The organism is Paracoccus gahaiensis (assembly GCF_005048225.1).
GTDB classification, from domain to species: domain Bacteria; phylum Pseudomonadota; class Alphaproteobacteria; order Rhodobacterales; family Rhodobacteraceae; genus Paracoccus; species Paracoccus gahaiensis.
Genome location: NZ_SUNI01000001.1, coordinates 559094 through 576985, shown reverse-complemented (window position 1 = coordinate 576985; position 17892 = coordinate 559094). Strand labels below are relative to the sequence as shown.

General features: G+C 70.0%; 19 protein-coding genes and 1 riboswitch. Of the genes, 9 read left to right on the top strand and 10 right to left on the bottom strand.

The window, feature by feature from the left end:
* The first annotated feature begins 67 nt into the window (after window positions 1-67).
* The 3 genes from FA743_RS02835 to FA743_RS02825 are packed head-to-tail and all read left to right on the top strand — an operon-like array spanning window position 68 to window position 2602.
* Window positions 68-1114, top strand: a complete 1047-nt coding sequence (locus tag FA743_RS02835; protein ID WP_136884340.1) for a methionine ABC transporter ATP-binding protein — start codon at window positions 68-70, stop codon at window positions 1112-1114.
* Window positions 1104-1778: a methionine ABC transporter permease gene (locus FA743_RS02830; protein ID WP_136884339.1), complete on the top strand. Its 675-nt coding sequence runs from the start codon at window positions 1104-1106 to the stop codon at window positions 1776-1778. The genes FA743_RS02835 and FA743_RS02830 overlap by 11 nt, the downstream gene beginning before the upstream one ends.
* 35 nt (window positions 1779-1813) lie before the next feature.
* A complete protein-coding gene (locus tag FA743_RS02825) occupies window positions 1814-2602 on the top strand; it encodes a MetQ/NlpA family ABC transporter substrate-binding protein (protein ID WP_136884338.1) in 789 nt (262 codons plus the stop codon).
* Window positions 2603-2620: 18 nt separating this feature from the next.
* Here FA743_RS02825 and FA743_RS02820 read toward each other — a convergent pair whose 3' ends face one another.
* From FA743_RS02820 to thiD, 10 genes are all read right to left on the bottom strand, one after another.
* On the bottom strand, window positions 2621-3364 hold the full coding sequence (locus FA743_RS02820; RefSeq protein ID WP_246054801.1) for an ABC transporter permease: 744 nt from the start codon (window positions 3362-3364) through the stop codon (window positions 2621-2623).
* Window positions 3365-3381: 17 nt separating this feature from the next.
* The gene (locus FA743_RS02815) at window positions 3382-4092 is read right to left on the bottom strand and encodes an ABC transporter ATP-binding protein (protein ID WP_136884336.1); all 711 of its coding nucleotides are present in this window, start codon (window positions 4090-4092) and stop codon (window positions 3382-3384) included.
* 67 nt (window positions 4093-4159) lie between these two features.
* A complete protein-coding gene (locus FA743_RS02810) occupies window positions 4160-4837 on the bottom strand; it encodes a TenA family protein (RefSeq protein WP_136884335.1) in 678 nt (225 codons plus the stop codon).
* A complete protein-coding gene (locus FA743_RS02805) occupies window positions 4834-5781 on the bottom strand; it encodes an ABC transporter substrate-binding protein (RefSeq protein WP_425467159.1) in 948 nt (315 codons plus the stop codon). Before FA743_RS02805 ends, FA743_RS02810 begins: the two co-directional genes overlap by 4 nt.
* Window positions 5778-6743 (bottom strand): HesA/MoeB/ThiF family protein, encoded by a 966-nt coding sequence (locus FA743_RS02800; RefSeq protein WP_136884334.1) that lies wholly within the window; start codon window positions 6741-6743, stop codon window positions 5778-5780. The genes FA743_RS02805 and FA743_RS02800 overlap by 4 nt, the downstream gene beginning before the upstream one ends.
* Complete coding sequence (locus FA743_RS02795) at window positions 6740-7336, bottom strand: thiamine phosphate synthase (protein WP_136884333.1); 597 nt, start codon at window positions 7334-7336, stop codon at window positions 6740-6742. Before FA743_RS02795 ends, FA743_RS02800 begins: the two co-directional genes overlap by 4 nt.
* Entirely contained in the window at window positions 7333-8094 is a 762-nt protein-coding gene (locus FA743_RS02790; RefSeq protein ID WP_136884332.1) for a thiazole synthase, read from the bottom strand. The genes FA743_RS02795 and FA743_RS02790 overlap by 4 nt, the downstream gene beginning before the upstream one ends.
* 4 nt (window positions 8095-8098) lie before the next feature.
* Window positions 8099-8296: a sulfur carrier protein ThiS gene (gene thiS, locus FA743_RS02785; protein ID WP_136884331.1), complete on the bottom strand. Its 198-nt coding sequence runs from the start codon at window positions 8294-8296 to the stop codon at window positions 8099-8101.
* Window positions 8286-9245, bottom strand: a complete 960-nt coding sequence (locus FA743_RS02780; protein WP_136884330.1) for an FAD-dependent oxidoreductase — start codon at window positions 9243-9245, stop codon at window positions 8286-8288. The genes thiS and FA743_RS02780 overlap by 11 nt, the downstream gene beginning before the upstream one ends.
* Window positions 9238-10044 (bottom strand): bifunctional hydroxymethylpyrimidine kinase/phosphomethylpyrimidine kinase, encoded by an 807-nt coding sequence (gene thiD / locus FA743_RS02775; protein ID WP_246054800.1) that lies wholly within the window; start codon window positions 10042-10044, stop codon window positions 9238-9240. Before thiD ends, FA743_RS02780 begins: the two co-directional genes overlap by 8 nt.
* Before the next feature lie 78 nt (window positions 10045-10122).
* Window positions 10123-10224, bottom strand: a riboswitch (TPP riboswitch).
* A 95-nt stretch (window positions 10225-10319) separates the two neighbouring features.
* Here thiD and FA743_RS02770 point away from each other — a divergent pair.
* From FA743_RS02770 to FA743_RS02745, 6 genes are all read left to right on the top strand, one after another.
* Window positions 10320-10796, top strand: coding sequence for an acyl-CoA thioesterase (locus FA743_RS02770; protein WP_136884328.1), 477 nt, complete (start codon window positions 10320-10322; stop codon window positions 10794-10796).
* A 170-nt stretch (window positions 10797-10966) separates the two neighbouring features.
* Window positions 10967-12883, top strand: coding sequence for a DEAD/DEAH box helicase (locus tag FA743_RS02765; RefSeq protein WP_136884327.1), 1917 nt, complete (start codon window positions 10967-10969; stop codon window positions 12881-12883).
* Window positions 12884-13102: 219 nt separating this feature from the next.
* Window positions 13103-14206 (top strand): ABC transporter ATP-binding protein, encoded by a 1104-nt coding sequence (locus tag FA743_RS02760; protein ID WP_136884326.1) that lies wholly within the window; start codon window positions 13103-13105, stop codon window positions 14204-14206.
* A gap of 64 nt (window positions 14207-14270) precedes the next feature.
* Window positions 14271-15341, top strand: coding sequence for an ABC transporter substrate-binding protein (locus tag FA743_RS02755; protein ID WP_136884325.1), 1071 nt, complete (start codon window positions 14271-14273; stop codon window positions 15339-15341).
* A 100-nt stretch (window positions 15342-15441) separates the two neighbouring features.
* Window positions 15442-16518: an ABC transporter substrate-binding protein gene (locus FA743_RS02750; RefSeq protein WP_136884324.1), complete on the top strand. Its 1077-nt coding sequence runs from the start codon at window positions 15442-15444 to the stop codon at window positions 16516-16518.
* A gap of 70 nt (window positions 16519-16588) precedes the next feature.
* Entirely contained in the window at window positions 16589-17890 is a 1302-nt protein-coding gene (locus tag FA743_RS02745; protein ID WP_136884323.1) for an ABC transporter permease, read from the top strand.
* The last annotated feature ends 2 nt before the right edge of the window (window positions 17891-17892 follow it).

Below are 17892 nucleotides of genomic sequence, written 5' to 3'. Positions count from 1 at the left end.
CCGACCGGCTTGCGCCCGCCCGCGCTTTCGGGCAGGACCGCGCCCTGACTTTCGGCAGGCGGGCATCATGACGGGCAGGGCAGAGGACGCGGCGATCATCTTCGAGGGCCTGGGAAAGAGCTTTCCCAAGGCCGGCGGCCGCGTCACGGCGTTGGAGGGGATCGACCTGACCGTGCCCGCAGGCAGCATCACCGGCATCATCGGCCGATCGGGCGCGGGCAAGTCCACCCTCTTGCGCATGGTCAACGGGCTGGAGCGCCCGACCGAGGGCCGGGTCACCGTCACCGGCCAGGATGTCGGACAGGCCCGCGGCCCGGCCCTGCGCGCGATCCGGCGCAATGTCGGGATGATCTTCCAGCACTTCAACCTGCTCTCCTCGCGCACGGTGCGCGGCAACATCGCCCTGCCGCTGCAGATCGCGGGCACGCCCGGCGGCCAGATCCGCGCGCGGGTCGACCAGCTGATCGACCAGGTGGGGCTCGGCCCGCTGGCCGACCGCTATCCGGCGGAACTGTCGGGCGGCCAGAAGCAGCGCGTCGGCATCGCCCGCGCGCTGGCCACCGGCCCTCAGGTCCTCTTGTCGGATGAGGCGACCAGCGCGCTGGACCCCGAAACGACCCAGACCGTGCTGGAGCTGTTGGGCCGGATCAACCGCGATCTGGGCCTGACCATCCTCTTGATCACGCATGAGATGGCCGTGTTGCGCGACATCGCCACCCATATGGCGGTGATCGAGGCGGGTCGCATCGTGGAATCCGGGCCGACCTACGACATCTTCACCAAGCCCACCCATCCGACCACCCGCAGCTTCCTGTCGGGGGTGACCGGCACCACGCTGCCCGCCTTCGTGGCCGGGCGCCTGCAGGACGGCCCGCCCGGCGATCAGGTGATCCGCGTGACCTTTGCCGGCACCCACGCAACCGATCCGATGCTGGCCCGTCTGGCGACCGAGCTGGGCATCAGCGCCAACATCCTCGGCGGCGCCATCGAGGAGATCGGCACGCAGCCCTTCGGCAACCTGCTGATCTCGGTCCCCGCCGATCAGGGTGACCGCGCGCGCGCCTTCCTGGAAACCCACGGGCTGACGACGGAGGTGCTGGGCCATGTCCGCTAACCTGATCCCCCTTTTGTGGGAGGCGACGCTGCAGACCCTGTGGATGGTCGCCGTCTCCTCGGTACTGGGCGCGCTTGGCGGGCTGCCCCTGGGCGTGTTCCTGGCCACCTCGCAGCGCGGCGAGCTGCTGGGCGCCCCTTGGATCAACAAGATCCTGGGGCTGGTGGTCAATGCCACCCGCTCGGTTCCCTTCATCATCCTGGTCGTGGCGATCATCCCCTTCACGCGGCTGATCGCCGGCACCTCGATCGGCACGAATGCGGCCATGGTGCCGCTGACGCTGGCCGCGATCCCCTTCATCGCCCGGCTGGTGGAAAATGCCATCCGCGAGGTCGATCAGGGCCTGATCGAGGCCGCCCGCGCGATGGGCGCCACGCCCTTGCAGATCATCGCCCGGGTGCTGATCCCCGAGGCGCTGCCCGGCATCACGCTTGGCCTGACGCTGGCCGTGGTCAGCCTGATCGGCTATTCCGCGATGGTCGGGGCCGTGGGCGGGCAGGGTCTGGGCGATCTGGGCATCCGTTACGGCTACCAGCGCTTCATGCCCGAGGTGATGGCGGCGGTGGTCGTTATCCTGATCGTGCTGGTGCAGCTGGTCCAGTCGCTTGGCGAATGGATCGCCGCCCGTGTCGACCGCCGCGCCCCGCGCAATCGCGGCCTGTAAGTTTCCCCTTCCGCAGACAAGAAAGGACCAATCCCATGCTGCGTCTGACAACCCTCGTTTCCGCCCTTGCCCTCGGCACCGCCGCGATGGCCTCCACCGCCTTAGCCGAAGACATCACCGTCGGCGTCTCGCCCGGCGAACATGGCGAGATCATGGAGAAGGTGGCCGAAGTGGCCGCCCCCCTGGGCCTCACCATCGAGGTCATCGAGTTCTCGGATTACGTCGTGCCGAACCAGGCGCTGGCGGATGGCGATCTGGATGCCAACAGCTTCCAGCACCGTCCCTATCTGGAAAACCAGATCGCCGATCGCGGCTTCGGTCTGGTCGAGGTCGGCACCACCATCACCACGCCGATGGGCATCTATTCCGATGCCCTGACCTCGATGGAGGACCTGCCCGACGGCGCGCAGGTGGCGATCCCCAACGACCCCACGAATGGCGGCCGCGCGCTGCTGCTGCTGCAGGATCTGGGCCTCATCACCCTGACCGAGGGCACGGGCCTGGTCCCCAGCCCGCTGGACGTGGCCGAAAACCCCAAGGGCCTGCGCTTCCTGGAGCTGGACGCCGCGCAGCTGCCCCGCACGCTGGCCGATGCCGATATCGCGATCATCAACACGAATTACGCGCTGGCCTCGGGCCTGTCGCCCAAGGGCGATTCCATCGCCATGGAACAGGCCGACAGCCCCTATGTGAACATCATCGTGGTGCAGGAAGGCCGCGAGGCCGAGCCTTGGGTCCAGACCCTGGTCGAGGCCTATCACAGCCCCGAGGTGAAGGCCTTCATCGACGAGACCTATGAAGGCGCCGTCCTGACCTCCTGGTAAGACCCCCCAGGGCCGCCCTCAGGGGCGGCCCTGCTCCAGGGCCCGCTGCACCAGCCCCGCGCCCGCGAACAGCGCCACGCCCATCGCCGCCAGCACCATCAGCGCGGCGAACATCAGGTCCGTCTGCCCGCGCCCGTTGGCCATCAGCATCAGATGCCCCAACCCCCGGCTGGAGCCCACCCATTCCCCGATGATCACCGCAAAGGGCGCCTGCACGGCGGCCAGCCGCAGCCCCGACCCAAGCGCGGGCAGCGCATGGGGCAGGCGGATCAGCATCAGCTCGGGCAGGGGCCGCGCCCGCATCATCCGCGCCAGATCCTCCAGCGCGGGCGGCGGGCGCATCAGCGCATCGAACAGGACCGAGGTGACCGGGAAATAGACGACCAGCGCCACCATCACCACCTTGGACGGCGCGCCATAGCCCAGCCACAGCGTCACCACCGGCGCCAAGGCAAAGACCGGCACCGCCTGCGCCACCACCAGCAGCGGCCGCATCAGCCGCCGCGCCACGGGCGACAGCGCCAGGTTCAGCGCCGTGACCACCCCAAGCGCGACCCCCACAGCCAGCCCCATCGCCAGATTGGCCAGGGTGAAGCCCGCATGTTCCGCCAGCATCGGCGCATGGGCCAGCAGCGCCGCCCCGACGCGCCCGGGCCCGGGCAGGATGAAGGGCGGCACCCCGGTCGCCCAGACCACCGCCTGCCACAGCGCCAGCACGACCAGCGGCAGCACGGCAAACCCCGCCCCCCGCCGTGCAAGCACGGGAAACCGCCTCCCCGTCATGGCGCGCCGGTCCCCGACAGCGCCGCGAACAGCGCCGCCTGCGCCGCCAGCACCTCGGGCGCGTCCAGCGGGCGGGGGACGGGACCGGGCGGCAAGGGCAAGGCCCGGCTGCCCGCCGCCCCGATCAGATAGGCCCGATCGCCAAGCCGCGCCGCCTCCAGCGGATCATGGGTGATCAGGATCACCGTCCGCCCGGCCAGCGCCCGCGCCGCCAGATCCTGCATCGCCGCCCGCGTCGCCGCATCCAGCGCCGAGAAGGGCTCGTCCAGAACCACCACCGGGCAATCCTCGATCAGCGTGCGGGCCAACGCCACGCGCTGCCGCTGCCCGCCCGACAGCGCGGCGGGGCGGCGATCCTCCATCCCCGCCAGCCCCAGATCCGCCAGCAGAGCCCGCGCCCGCGCGACATCAGGCCGCGCCCCCCGCAGCCGCGCCCCAAGCGTGACATTCGCCAGCGCCGAGGCCCAAGGCAGCAGCTGGTCCGACTGCCCCATCAGCGCGACCCGCCCCTCCGGCACCCGCAGCACGCCCTCCAGCCGCGCCGCCACCGGCAATCCCGCCACCATCCGCCCCAAAGTCGACTTGCCCACGCCCGAGGCCCCCATCAGACAGGTCCACCCCCCGGCCACAGCCGCAATCTCCAACCCCCGCGCCAGCACCGCAGCATTCAGCCACAGATCCCCCCGGACCCCCACCGCTCCATTCATCTTGGCACAAATATCCCGGGGGGAGTCCGCAGGACGGGGGGCAGCGCCCCCCTGCCACCCGTTCCCGTCATGTCCGGTCCAGCCCCATCTGCCAGAACCCGACCTCCAGCTGCGTGGCCTGGGTGAAATGCCGCGCCAGCGTCGCCGCGCGGGGCAAGGCGGGCCAGTCGGGGCCAAGCCGCGCCTCCAGCGCCGCGTCGGTCAGGGCGCCGACCTCGTGGCAGACGCGCTGATAGTCCGCCCCGCCATAGGTCGCGATCCAGTCGCCATAGGGCCCGCCGCTGGCCGCATGCACCCGCCCGATCTCGCCATAGCCGAAGACGCAGGGCGCCAGCGCCGCCAGCAGATCCAGGATGTCGCCCGAATAGCCCGTCGCCTGCACATAGCGGGTATAGGCCATGTTCGCAGGCGATTCCGGGGTCCGTTCCAGCATCGCCTCGGTGATCCCCTCGGCTCCGCAGATCTCGACATGCAGGGGCATCTCGCCGCTCAGCAGCCCATGCGCGATGGACGAGGCCGCGCGCATCTCGGACAGCCGGTCGGACTTGGCGAAGACCAGCGACCAGCTGCGCGCGAAATGCAGAAGGAACACGTAATCCTGCTGCAGATAATGCAGGAAGCTGTCCCGGGGCAGGCTGCCCGCCGCCAGCTGGCGCACGAAGTCGTGGCCCACATAGCGGTCCCATTCCGCCCCCGCCGCCTGCCGCCACAGAGTGAAGGCCCGGCCATAGTCGGGCGCGCTCATGGCGCGTTCACGTCGAGGGCCAGATCGGACAAGGGCAGCCCGCCCGGCGTGGCGCCCTGCTGGGCCAGAAAGGCCTCGAAGCGCAGATAACGCCCCGCATCCAGCGCGGCAGGGCGGCCGGCAAAGCGCGGCCAAGTGTCGTGCCATGCGGCCTCGTTCAGCGGCGTCTGCAATTCCGATGCGGTGGCCGAGAACATGTCCCAGGCCGCCTCGGGGTCGTTCTTGATGAAGGCGGTGGCGCGTTCGGTGGCGTCCAGGAACCCGGCCACCGCGGCGGCGTCCATGCGGGCGGGATCGGCCAGGTAGATCAGCTCGTCATAGGCGGGGATGCCATGCGCCTCGGGGTAGAGGCACCGCCCCTCGAACCCCTCCAGCCGCAGCTGATTCAGTTCGAAATTGCGGAAGGCGCCGATGACGCCGTCCACCTGCCCCGACATCAGCGCCGGAGAGATCGACCAGCCGATATTGATCTGCTCGACCGCATCGGGGGCCAGCCCGCCCTCGGCCAGCATGGCGTCCAGCATCACCTCCTGCACGCCCGCGACGGCGAAGCCCACCTTGCGGCCTTCCAGATCGGCGGGGCTCTCGATGCCGCTCTCGGCCAGGACCACGAGGCAGGTCAGCGGCGTCTCGACCAGCGTGCCGACGCGGGTCACGGGCAGGTCCTGATGGCGCGACAGGTGCAGCTGCGGCTGATAGCTGACGGCGATGTCCACCCGCCCGGCGGCCACCATGCGCGGCGGATCGTTGGGGTCCGAGGGGGTCACCAGCGCGACCGCCAGCCCGGCCTCGGAGAAATATCCCAGCTCTTGGGCCAGCACGATGGGGGCGTGGTCGGGATTGACGAACCAGTCCAGCATGACGGTCAGGTCCGTTTCGGCAGCAGTGGTCTGGGCATGGGCGGGCAGGGCCAGCGTGGCGAAGGCAAATGTCAGCGCTTTCACAAGGTCTCTCCTAGGTCGAAATCGGTCAGGGCCAGCAGGGCGATCTGCCCCGGCCAGCGCGATTGCAGCACCTGGCCCGCATTCTGCGCGCGCAGGCCGGTGCGGCAGGCCAGCACGACGCGCGGGGCCGTGCCGGGGTCCAGATCGGCGATGCGCTCGGGCGGGACATGGCTCGCGCCGGCAAAGGGTGGCGCCTCGGCCCGCAGGTCGATCAGCAGATCGCCGGGGGCGATCTGGCTGTGGGCGATGAAGGGCAGCGGCGCCTCGGGTTCTGGCGCCGCGTCGAAGCGGAAGCCGCCCATCCGCCAGCTGGCCGCATCAATGCTGATCAGGCGCCCGAGCGGCGAGGGGGCCAGCCCGGCCAGCACCGCAAGCGCCATCTGCGCCTGCAGCGCGCCGATCATCCCCACGACCGGCCCCAGCACGCCCGCCGTGGCGCAGCTGGCACCCTGCCGGGGCAGGTCGGGAAACACCGCCCTCAGGCTGGGCGCCCCCGCGCAGCAGGCCAGCGCATAGCCCGAGAGGTCCAGCGCGGATCCCGAGATCAGCGGCCGGCCCGCCTCGATGCAGGCATCCGACAGGGTCAGGCTGACGGCAAAGGTGTCGGCGCAATCCAGCACCGCATCGGCACCCTCCACCAGCGCGGGCGCATTGGCCGGGGTCAGCCATTCGATGCGGGGGATGACCTGCACCTCGGGGTTCAGCGCGGCCATGACCTCGGCGGCGGCCTTGGCCTTGAACTGGCCGGTCTCGTCGCTGCGATAGAGCGGCTGGCGGTGCAGGTTGGTGACCTCGATCCGGTCGGGATCGACCAGCGTGATCCGCCCCACCCCCGCCGCCACCAGATATTGCAGCGCCGGGCACCCCAAGCCCCCCGCGCCCACGATCAGGACGTGGGAGGCAGCCAGCCGGGCCTGCCCCTCGGGGCCGATCTGCGGCATCTGGCGGGCATAGCGGCTCATGCCGTCACCGCCAGCCAGTCCCGCAGCCGCCCCTCGGGGTCAGGGTTCAGGGTGATGTCGGTCACCGCCGAGACCACATCCGCCCCCGCCGCGAAGGCGCCGGGCGCGCGGTCCACGGACATGCCGCCGATGGCGATCAGGGGGATGTCCCCGACCCGGGCCTTCCATTCGGTGACCCGCGCCAGCCCTTGGCTGTGCCATTTCATCTGCTTGAGGATCGTCGGATAGACCGGCCCGAGCGCCACGTAATCGGGCGCCAGCGCCAAGGCCCGGTCCAGCTCGGCATGGTCATGGGTCGAGATGCCAAGCCGCAGCCCGGCGCGGCGGATGGCGGGCAGGTCGGCGCTGTCCAGATCCTCCTGCCCCAGATGCAGCCAGTCGGCACCCTCGTCGATGGCCAGCTGCCAGTGGTCGTTCACGACCAGCGAGGCGCCGTGATCGCGGCAGATCGCCAGCCCGCGCCGGATCTGGCCCTGCAGATCATGGGCCGCGCGGTCCTTCAGCCGCAGCTGCACCAGACGCACGCCCAGGGGCAGGGCGCGGTCCAGCCAAGCGGCATCGTCGAAGATCGGATAGAATCGGGGCAAGATCACAGCCAGGCCTTTCCCAGAAGGGGGGTCGAGGGCATGCCCATCTCGCGCACCCCCATCGGATCGGCGTCGCGCGCCAGCGCGCCCGCCTGCACGGCAAGTCCGAAGGCGCGGGCCATGGCGACCGGATCGCCCGCCTGCGCGACGGCGCTGTTCAGAAGGACGGCGTCGAAGCCCATCTCCATCGCTTCCGCCGCGTGGCTGGGCAGGCCCAGACCTGCGTCGATGACCATGGGGATGTCGGGAAAGGCCGCCCGCAGGCTGCGCAGACCGTGGCGGTTGTTCAGGCCCATGCCCGACCCGATGGGCGCGCCCCAAGGCATCAGCACCCGGCAGCCCGCATCGACCAGCCGCTGCGCCAGCACCTGATCCTCGGTCGTGTAGGGGAAGACCTGGAACCCCTCGGCACAGAGGGTTTTCGCCGCCTCCAGCAGCCCGAAGGGGTCGGGTTGCAGCGTGTCGGCATGGCCGATCACCTCCAGCTTGATCCAGTCGGTCTGGAAGACCTCGCGGGCCATGCGGGCGGTGGTGACGGCCTCGCGCGCGGTGTGGCAGCCCGCCGTGTTGGGCAGCACGCGCAGGCCCAGCCCCCGGATCAGGTCCCAGAAGGCCTGGCCCCCCCCGGCCTCGCGCCGCAGCGACACGGTGGCGACCGAGGCGCTGCTGGCCTCGAACGCCTCCGCCATGATGGTGGGTGAGGGGTATTGCGCCGTCCCGAGCATCATCGCGCCGGGCAGGGTCACGCCATAGAAGTCGCGCATCGCATCAGCCCCCCTGCATCGGGGCCAGCACTTCCAGCCGGTCGCCATCTCGCAACGTCTGGTCCGCGCGGGCGGCCGAGGGCAGGAAGTCGCCGTTCAGCGCGGTGGCGACGCGGGCCTCCCCCCAGCCCAGTTCCGACAGCGCGCCCTCCACGGTGGTGGCGGCGATGTCGCGTGGCTCTCCGTTGACCTCAATCCTCATGGATCAGCTCTCCCTTGGTTCCGGTGGTCAGGTAGTCGGCGGCCTGGGCGGCCAGCGCGGGCGCCATCAGATAGCCGTGGCGAAAGAGGCCGTTCAGGTGGATCACCCGGCCCCGCAGGGTCACGCGGGGGATGTTGTCGGGGAAGGCCGGGCGCAGGTCGGCGCCCAGCTCCACCACCGAGCTTTCCGCAAAGCGCGGGTCCAGCGCATAGGCCGCCGACAGCAGCTCCAGCACGGATCGCGCGGTGACGGGGGCGCGCGAGGCGCTTTCGATCTGCGTGGCGCCCAGCATGAACAGGCCGCCCGCGCGCGGCACGATGTACAGCGGATGGCGCGGGTGCAGCAGGCGGACGGGCCGCGTCAGGGTGATCTCGGGCGCGTGCAGGATCGCCATCTCGCCGCGCACGGGGCGCAGGCCGGGCAGGGCGGCGGCCAGCCCGCGCGCGTCGATCACCGGGCCGGGGATGTCGGCGGGTTCGGCCTCGGCGCGTTCGACGGTGATGCCTTGGGCGGCCAGTGCGGCCAGCAGGTCGGCCAGCGCGCGACGGGGGTCCAGATGCGCCTCGGCGGCAAAATGCAGGCCCTGCCGGGGGGGCAGGTCGGGTTCCAGATCAACGCTGTCGCAGGGCTGGTGGCCGGTGGCGCGGCGGGCAAAGCGCGCCAGCTCGGCCCGGTCGCGGTCCAGCGCCAGGACCAGCGTGCCGAGGCGGGTGACCGGGGTGATCGCCGCCCATGCATCGGCCGCGGCGGCGCCGAGGCGGGTGATGACGGGCTCGGTCGTCACGCCCTCGCACCACGGCGCCAGCATGCCGCCCGCCCACCAGGAGCAGCCATGGGGCCCCGGCGGGCCGTTGCGGTCGAGGATGCGCGGGATCACACCGCGCCCCAGCAACTTATGCGCGGCAAAGAGGCCCGCGACCCCGGCGCCGATGATGGTGACGTCAGACATGGGCCCAGACCGCATGGAAATGATGGACGGGTCCATGGCCCGAGCCGACGCTCAGCCCGTCCGCCGCAGCGATGGCGCGCTGCAGATAGCGATGGGCGCGGGTGACCGCCTCGGGCAGGTCCAGCCCCCGGGCCAGCCCTGCGGCGATGGCCGCCGAGAGGGTGCAGCCGGTGCCGTGGGTGTTGCGGGTCGGCAGGCGGGGGGCGCTCAGCCGGGTGATGCCCTCTGCGGTGACCAGCAGGTCGGTGCAGACCGGCCCCGCCGCATGGCCGCCCTTCATCAGCACCGCCCTTGCGCCCAGGTCCCGCAGCGCCGCGCCCTGTTCGGCGATCTGCGCATCGGTCGTGGCGGGGGAGGTGTCCAGCAGGCGCGCGGCCTCGGGCAGGTTCGGGGTCAGCAAGGTGGCGCGGGGCAGCAGCAGGTCGCGCAGCGTGGCGATGGCATCGTCGGGCAGCAGCGTGTCGCCGGACTTGGCGACCATGACCGGATCCAGCACCAGCGGCAGGTTGCAGCCTTGCAGCCCCTCGGCAACGGTGCGGATGGCCTCCGGCCCGCCCAGCATCCCCAGCTTGATCGCGGCCACGTCCAGATCGTCCAGCACGGCCGCCATCTGCGCCGCGATCATCGCGGGGCTGGCGGGCTCGATCATCGTCACCGCGCGGGTGTTCTGGGCGGTCAGCGCGGTGATGACGCTGGCACCATAGCAGCCGAGCGCCGAGAAGGTCTTGAGATCCGCCTGGATCCCGGCGCCGCCCCCGGAATCCGAGCCGGCGATGGTCAGGGCAATGGGTGCTGTCACGGTCTCCCCCTCGGCGGCCTCGAGGGTCATGACCGGACAAAGGGGGGGTGGGGACATCTGGCGGACCGAGATCGGGCCGCTCGTCTCTGCACCGTTCCCTCCGCCGGTATGACCCGGATCAGGTTCGATGGGTTGGCTGACGCCTCTCAGCCCCTGGACGGGACACCCCAACGGTTTGCAGCCCAAAGGCTAGACGCGGCGCCGGGCTTGCGCAAGGGGGCTTTCGGGATCCGCGTGCATGTCGCAGGATGGGGGCAGCGACAGACGAGGGACGGATGGACAAGCGCGGACTTGAGATGACGGTACTGATGACGCCGGACATGGCGAATTTCAGCGGCAAGGTGCATGGCGGCGCGCTGCTGGCGCTGTTGGACCGGGTGGCCTATGCATGCGCCTCGCGCTGGTCGGGGGAATATGCGGTGACGCTGTCGGTCGATCAGGTGACCTTCAAGGAGCCGATCAACGTGGGCGAGCTGGTGACCTTCCGCGCCAGCGTGAACCACACCGGCCGCACCTCGATGGAGATCGGTATCCGCGTCGAGGCCGAGAACATCCGCAACGGCACCCGCCGCCACACCAATTCGTGCTATTTCACCATGGTCGCGGTGAACGAGGCCGGCCAGCCGGTCCCCGTGCCGCGCCCCGAGGCGCGCGACGAGGTCGACACGCGCCGCTGGCGGGCCGCCGAGATCCGCCGCACCATGCGCCGCGAGATCGCCGCCCGGCAGGAGGCCGCGCGCACCGCCTCCTGACCCCGACAGGTGATTGGCTGTGGACTTCCGCCGCCCAAGGGCGTAGGGCACCGCCTTTGGCCCCAGACTGTCCGGGGCGGCGGGTGCAGGGTGGGCCGGTCGCAGCGACGAGAGGTGCCACTCATCGGGTGTCGGCCATGGGTCCGGCGCCCCCGCATTTGGCGAATCACATGACCGAACTGAATATCCCCGCACCGTTGCAGGTCGCGCTGGCCGACAAGGGCTATGAGTCCCTGACCAGCGTGCAATCCGCCGTCCTCGCGCCCGAGGCGCAGGGCCGCGACGTGCTGGTCTCGGCCCAGACCGGATCGGGCAAGACCGTGGCCTTCGGCCTGGCCATCGGCGCTGACCTTCTGGACGACGCGGGCCAGATGCTGCAGGGCATGCAGCCCCTGGCGCTGGCCATCGCGCCGACGCGCGAGCTGGCCCTGCAGGTCGCACGCGAGCTGGAATGGCTTTATGCCGGGACCGGCGCGCAGATCGCCACCTGCGTCGGCGGCATGGACTATCGCAACGAAAAGCGCGCCCTGCAGCGCGGCGCCCAGATCGTCGTCGGCACGCCGGGCCGCCTGCGCGACCATATCGACCGCGGCAGCCTGGACCTGACCGACCTGCGGGCCGCCATCCTGGACGAGGCCGACGAGATGCTGGACCTGGGCTTCCGCGAGGACCTGGAATTCATCCTGGGCGCCGCGCCGGTCGAGCGCCGCACGCTGATGTTCTCGGCCACCGTTCCCTCGGCCATCGAGAAGCTGGCCCGCGACTTCCAGCGCGATGCCCTGCGCATCGCCGCCATGGGCGAGGCGCGCCAGCACGGCGACATCGCCTATCGCGCCTATACCGTGACGGCCCGCGACCGCGAGCCCGCGATCTTCAACCTGCTGCGCATCCACGAGGCGCCCAATGCCATCGTCTTCTGCAAGACGCGGGCGAACGTGAACCACCTGCTGGCGCGCATGTCGAACCGGGGCTTCAAATGCGTGGCCCTGTCGGGCGAGCTGTCCCAGCAGGAACGCACCCATGCCCTGCAGGCGCTGCGCGACGGACGTGCGCGTGTCTGCATCGCCACCGACGTGGCCGCGCGCGGCATCGACCTGCCGGGGCTGGAGCTGGTGATCCATGCCGATCTGCCGACCAATCCCGACACGCTGCTGCACCGCTCGGGCCGCACGGGCCGTGCGGGGTCCAAGGGCATCTCGGCGCTGATCGTGCCGTCCTCGGACTATCGCCGCGCGCAGCGGCTGATGCAGAACGCCAAGGTGACCGCCGAATGGCTGGACGCCCCCACCGCCGACGAGGTCCGCGCCCGCGACGACCAGCGGATGCTGGACCATCCGGCGCTGTCCGAGCCCGCCGGCGACGACGCCCCGCTGGCCGCGCAGCTGCTGGAGCAGTTCAGCGCCGAGCAGGTCGCGGTCGCGTTCCTGAAGATGTGGCGCGAAGGCCGCCCCGCCGCCGAGGAGCTGTCCGAGGCGCATGCCCCGCCCGCGCCGATGGCGCCGCGCCCGCAGCGCGAGTTCGGCCCCTCGATCTGGTTCACGCTGTCGGTCGGCCATTCGGGCCGCGCCGAGGCGCGCTGGCTGCTGCCCAAGGTCTGCGATGCGGGCGGGATCACCCGCGACGGCATCGGCGCGATCCGCGTCAAGCAGGACCTGTCCTATATCCAGATCGCCGCCGAGCAGGCGGCCCGCTTCGGTGACTTCATGGAGATCACCCCCGAGGTGACCATGCGCCGGATGGAGGGCGAGCCCGATCTGGATGCGCAGCCCGAACGCGCCCCCCGCGCGCCGCGTGGCGAGACCCGGACGGACAACCGCTCGGAAGGGCGCAAGCCCGCGCCCCGTGCCAAGCCCGCCACAGCGGACGGCGATCACCAGAGCCGCGTGAAGGCCGCCCGCGGCGGATGGGTGCCCGATGACGGCGCCGCCGCCGAGCCGCGCGAGACCGGCCCGCACCCGGCGGTGAAGGCGTGGAAGAAGAAATCCTCGGCCGATGCGGGCAAGCCTGCCTGGGCCAAGGGCAAGCCGCGCACCGACAAGCCCTCGGCCCCCAAGGCCCATCGCAAGGGGCCGCGTCAGCCAGGCTGATCGCAGCCTGCCTGCCGACCCGGATATCTGCCCGCAAAACAGGCAGATACCGATGCCAAACCCTGATTGCCCACGTTGATCGCGCCCGAAGCCCTGACAGGGGTTTCGGGCGCGGCGCGTTGGTCACATGAAAGGTCGCAATTGATGTTGCCAGCCGGGCAGGGCGCCGCTTAACCTGCCTCTGCGCTGAGCAACCAACGACAACAGGGAGAGCGCCCTTTGCTGGACGACCGCCACGGCGATGCTTTCGTCGCCTTCGAGCATGTGCAGAAAAGCTATGACGGCCAGACGCTTGTCGTGAAGGACCTGAACCTGTCCATTGGCAAGGGAGAGTTCCTGACCATGCTGGGGCCGTCGGGATCCGGCAAGACCACCTGCCTGATGATGCTGGCCGGCTTCGAGACCGCCACCCACGGAGAGATCCGCCTGGACGGCCGCCCGATCAACCAGGTGCCCCCCCACAAGCGCGGCATCGGCATGGTGTTCCAGAACTATGCGCTGTTCCCGCACATGACCGTGGGCGAGAATCTGGCCTTTCCCTTGGAGGTCCGGGGCATGTCCTCGGCCGAGCGCAACACCCGCATCGCCCGGGCGCTGGACATGGTGCAGATGGGCAAGTTCGCCAACCGTCGCCCCGCGCAGCTGTCGGGCGGCCAGCAGCAGCGCATCGCGCTGGCGCGCGCGCTGGTCTTCGATCCCGAACTGGTGCTGATGGACGAACCCCTGGGCGCGCTGGACAAGCAGCTGCGCGAGCATATGCAGTTCGAGATCAAGCACCTGCACGAACAACTTGGAATCACCGTCGTCTATGTGACTCATGACCAGGGCGAGGCGCTGACCATGTCGGACCGCATCGCCGTCTTCAACGACGGGCGCATCCAGCAGCTGGCGCCGCCGGCGTCGCTCTACGAGGCGCCCGAGAACAGCTTCGTCGCGGGCTTCATCGGCGAGAACAACGCCCTGCCCGGCACGATCGAGCGGCTGGAGGGCGACAAGGCGCTGGTGCGGCTGGACGGCGGCGGGGTGATCAATGCCACGGCGGTGAACATCCGCGAGACGGGCCAGCGCACCACCGTCTCGATCCGTCCCGAACGGGTCGAGTTCAAGCCCGAGATGATGTCCGAGGGCGCCCATACGATCGAGGCCGAGGTCCTGCAGGTCGTCTATATGGGCGATATCCTGCGCGCCCGGCTGAAGGTCGCGGGCAGCGACAACTTCGTCATGAAGATGCGCAACACGCTTGACCAGACGCGGCTGGTTCCGGGTCAGGCGATCCGCATCGGCTGGCATCCGCAGGATGCCCGCGCGCTCGACCCTGTCTGATCGCGGCGCGGGTCCGGGCCATCGCCCGGCCCCGGCCGCCCCTGCTTTCCTGTTGGAGAAGATGATGACACGACTTCTGATGCTCGGCACCGCCCTCGGCCTCGTCTCCGGCCCGGCCTTGGCCGATGTGAACCTGCTGTCCTGGGGCGGTGCCTATGGCAACAGCCACCTGGAAGCCTATGCCAAGCCCTTCACCGCCGAGACCGGCATCGCCGTGACCATGTCGGACGCCGACAACCCCGCCACGCCCATCAAGGCGCAGGTCGAGGCCGGCAATGTCAGCATCGACGTGGCCTCGGTCGAATATGCCGATGCGGTGCGGCTGTGCGACGAGGGCGCGCTGGAGGTGATCGACCCCGCCATCCTGCTGCCCGCCGAGGACGGCACGGCGGCGATGGACGATTTCATCGAGGGCGCGGTGACTGAATGCTTCGTCGGCACCGATGTCTATTCGATGGTGCTGGCCTTCAACGACGAGCAGTTCCCCGATGCCAAGCCCGCCAGCCCGGCGGATTTCTTCGACATCGAGGGCTTTCCCGGCAAGCGCACGATGCGCAACGGCGCCAAGTTCAACCTGGAACTGGCGCTGATGGCCGATGGCGTGCCCGCCGCCGAGGTCTATGAGGTGCTGGCCACCCCCGAGGGCGTGGACCGCGCCTTCGCGAAACTGGACACGATCAAGGACGAGGTCATCTGGTGGGAGGCGGGCGCCCAGCCCCCGCAGCTGCTGGCGGATGGCGAGGTCAGCATGGCCTATGCCTTCAACGGCCGCATCTTCAACGCGGCGCAGGCCGACGGCCAGCCCTTCGAGATCATCTGGGACGGCCAGATCTACGAGATGGAGGGCTGGGTGATCCCCGCCGGCGCCCCGAACATGGAAGAGGCGCTGGAATTCGTCGCCTGGTCCACCGCCCCCGCGCCGCAGGCCCGGGCCGCCGAATTCATCAGCTATGGCCCGCCGCGCCGGTCCGCCGCCGCGATGGTCGGCAATATCGAGGGCACCGATCAGCCGATGGGCCCGAACCTGCCCACCTCGGAGGCGAACATGGGCGCCGCGCTGGCCTCGGACCTCGAGTTCTGGGTCGACCGCGATGCCGAGCTGAACGAGCGCTTCAACAGCTGGCTGGCCAGCTGATCCCCTTCGGGCCGGGCGATGCGTCGCCCGGCCCCCGCCCCCTTTGGGGGCCAATCACAACGGGCGCAAATGTCCGATCCAACCAACCGGGAGAGACACCATGAAAACCACCCTGATCCTGTCGACCGCGCTCAGCGGCCTCGCCTTCGGCGCCTCGGCGCAGGAATTGAACGTCGTCTCGTGGGGCGGCGCCTACGAGGTGAGCCAGGTCGAGGCCTATAACAAGCCCTTCACCGCCGAGACGGGCATCACCGTCAACATGATCGCCGCCGACAACCCCGCCACGCCGCTGCGTGCGCAGGTCGAGGCGGGCAATGTCACCGGCGACGTCTTCGACATCGAGGTCTCGGACGCGATCCGTCTGTGCGACGAGGGCGCGCTGGTCGAGATCGACCCCGCCGACCTGCCCGCCGCCCCCGACGGCACCGCCGCCGCCGACGATTTCGTGCCCGGCGCGCTGCAGGATTGCGCGGTGGCCAATATCGTCTGGGGCACGGTCATCGCCTACAATACCACCAAGTTCGAGGACGGGGCGCCGACCACGGCCGCCGATTTCTTCGACACCGAGACCTATCCCGGCCAGCGCGGCCTGCCGCGCAACCCCAAGCGCACGCTGTATCTGGCGCTGATCGCGGACGGCGCCGATGCCGACGAGGTCTATGACCTTCTGTCCACCGACGAGGGCGTCGACCGCGCCTTCGCGAAACTGGACACGATCAAGGACCAGACCGTCTGGTGGGAGGCCGGCGCCCAGCCCGTGCAACTGCTGGCCGATGGCGAGGTCACCATGACCACCGCCTATAACGGCCGGGTCTTCGATGCGATGGTGGCCGAGGACCAGCCCTTCGAGATCATCTGGGACGGTCAGTACATGGACATGGACATGTTCGTGATCCCGGTCGATGCCCCGAACCCCGAGGCGGCGATGGAATACCTGAAATTCGCCACCGACACGCAGCGGCTGGCCGATCAGGCGCGCTACATCGCCTATGGTCCGGCGCGGATGTCCTCGGCCTCGCTGGTCGGGCTCTATCAGGACGACGAGACCGAGATGGCGCCGCACATGCCCACCAGCGCCGCCGCGCTGGAGAATGCCGTGCTGGACGACCCGGAATTCTGGGCCGACCACTCCGCCGAGCTGACCGAACGGTTCAACAGCTGGCTGGCCTCCTCCTGATCCGAAACGCCGCCGCCCCCCGTCCGTCGATCGGGCCCCGGGGGTGGCGGCCCTGACTGCCGGGGACGACATGGCGAACGCCGCACTTGATCCACATGCCGCCATCGCCACCACCGCATCCGGGGTGGGGTCGGGGCTCTTGACCACCGAGGACGGCAAGCCGCTGGCGCGGGCGCTGGTGCGCAGCCAGCGCCGCGCCCGCAAGCGGGCCTTCCTGCTGGTGCTGCCGCTGCTGGCCTTCATCCTGGTCACCTTCGTGGTGCCGATCGGGCAGATGCTGACGCGGTCCTTCCACAATGACGGCTTCTCGGCCAACATGCCGCAGGTCTCGGCCTGGTTCGCGGAAACTGAGCGCGGCACGCCCCCGGACGAGGCCGCCTGGACGGCGCTGGCCACCGATCTGGTCGCCAGCGCGGATGCGCGCAGCATCGGCGTGGTCGGCACGCGGATCAACTATGACATGCCGGGCACGCGGTCGCTGTTCACCTCGACCGGCCGTCAGGTGCGCGGCGGGATGGAGCCGCCCTATCAGGCCAACCTGCTGGAGATCAACGAGGACTGGGGCGACCCGCGCCTGTGGTCGGTCATGCGCGAGGCCTCGACGCCGCTGACCGCGAATTTCTACCTGGCCTCGATGGACCGCACCCGGGACGAGACCGGCGCCATCCAGCAGGTCGAGGAACAGCAGCGCATCTATGCCACGCTGTTCTGGCGCACCTTCTGGCTGTCGGCGGTGATCACCGCCCTGACCTTCATCCTGGGCTTTCCCATCGCGCATCTGCTGGCGACCCTGCCGATGCGGAAATCGAACCTGCTGATGATCCTGGTGCTGCTGCCCTTCTGGACCTCGCTTCTGGTGCGCACGACCAGCTGGATGGTGCTTTTGCAGCAGCAGGGGGTGGTCAACGACATCCTGGTCTGGCTGGGCGTGATCGGGGGCGGCCAGCGGTTGCAGATGATCTACAACCAGACCGGCACGATCATCGCGATGACGCATATCCTGCTGCCCTTCATGATCCTGCCGCTGTATTCGGTGATGCGGACGATCAACCCGACCTATGTGCGCGCCGCCCGCAGCCTGGGGGCGACCAGCTGGACGGCGTTTCGCCGGGTCTATTTCCCGCAGACCCTGCCGGGACTGGGGGCGGGCGCGATGCTGGTCTTCATCCTGGCGGTCGGATATTACATCACCCCCGCCCTGGTCGGCGGATCCTCGGGGATGCTGATCTCCAACATGATCGCCCAGCACATGACCGGCACGCTGAACTGGTCGATGGCCGCAGCCCTGGCCGCCCTGCTCTTGGGCGCGGTGCTGGTGCTCTACTGGGTCTATGACCGCCTCGTCGGCGTCGACAACTTGAAACTGGGATAGGC